The following is a 970-nucleotide window of genomic DNA, read 5'->3' as shown; positions in this document are numbered from 1 at the left end:
GGAAAATTCTTAAAGAAAGAGAAGAAAAAATTAGAGAAATTGCACTTATTTTAGCTGGACAGTGTATTGCAATTTTGGGCGTTGCATAAATGCGGGATGATTTAATTCAATACGGGTATTTCCCAATACTTCAAATAATGAAGTAATAATCGAATTGAGTATTTCAGCATATCTACTGACTTTGAATAGCACAATGTTTTGCGGTGTAGTCGTGCTAAATAGTGACGCAAGCGGGTATTTTCGCCTTCAACTCTAGTCATATATGTTTTGCTCACAATTTGGTCTCCATTGGGGATAAAACTTGGGTAAACTTTCCAGCCATCTGTCACATAAAAATAGCTCTTCCAATGTTTAACAATTTCCCACAATGGCTCAAACGTTTCGGCACTATGGTCTCCTAAAACCCAGGCTAAAATACCCTGAGTAAAGTGATTTACTGCTGTCCAAAGCCAAATTTTGTTTTTTTTGACCCGATGAATGTCTCTAATTCATCCAGTTCTCCAACTTCTGGAATGATATCTTCTTTTGGCACGTCTGGAAGTTTTTCTCCTAATTTTTTGACCCAATAAATGATGGTAGTATGATGCACACCTTTAACTCGCTCAATCCCGCGAAAACCCATGCCGTTCAGGTACATTTTTAAGCATTCTTGTTTCACCTCCTCTGAATATCCTTTCGGCGGATTGTACACATCTATAAATTGGCGATCGCAGCTAGTACAGATGTGATTTTGTTTACCTCTTCGCTTTCCATTTTTCCGGATTTCCGTAGACCCACAGTATGGACATTGCACAGTATATAACCTCAACTCATCCCTCTATTATGCAACGCCAAAAGTCAACAAAGACCACAAATAAAATGTCTCTTCAGGGGTTTTATCCCCTGTTAAAGTGGTTGGGGATGTCAGAAGGATTAACCCCATTAGTATGGTCAACGGTTGCTCAATATGGTGCAATTACTAGCTCATTTG

Annotated in this window: 1 protein-coding gene; it reads right to left on the bottom strand. The window is 38.8% G+C overall.

Annotation, left to right across the window (positions count from 1 at the left end):
• Positions 1 to 101: 101 nt before the first annotated feature.
• A protein-coding gene (locus GNF10_RS37105) for an IS1 family transposase (protein ID WP_311774270.1) occupies positions 102 to 793 on the bottom strand; the annotation gives its coding sequence in 2 pieces (ribosomal slippage) (positions 102 to 469 and positions 469 to 793; 693 coding nt in all).
• Positions 794 to 970 lie beyond the last annotated feature (177 nt).

Source organism: Nostoc sp. UCD121 (assembly GCF_014222285.1).
GTDB lineage: Bacteria > Cyanobacteriota > Cyanobacteriia > Cyanobacteriales > Nostocaceae > Nostoc.
Note: the sequence above shows the minus strand (reverse complement) of the source record. Positions and strands in the feature narration are given on the sequence as shown.